General features: G+C 53.1%; 1 rRNA gene. It reads right to left on the bottom strand.

The features are described from left to right. Positions 1-228, bottom strand: a 23S ribosomal RNA gene (locus tag QD280_RS17830); the annotation flags it as partial.

Raw genomic sequence — 228 nt, forward strand, 5'->3', positions numbered from 1 at the left:
AGGAGTATTTAGCCTTGGAGGATGGTCCCCCCATGTTCAGTCAAGGTTTCTCGTGCCCCGACCTACTCGATTTCACGTGACTCAGACTTCGACTACGGGACTATCACCCTGTATCGTCAAGCTTCCCAGCTTGTTCGTCTGTCAGTTGTCACGCTTAAGGGCTGGTCCCCGTTCGCTCGCCGCTACTTGGGGAATCTCGGTTGATTTCTTTTCCTCCGGGTACTTAGA

The sequence above is a fragment of the Cobetia sp. 1AS1 genome, from assembly GCF_029846435.1.
GTDB lineage: Bacteria > Pseudomonadota > Gammaproteobacteria > Pseudomonadales > Halomonadaceae > Cobetia > Cobetia amphilecti.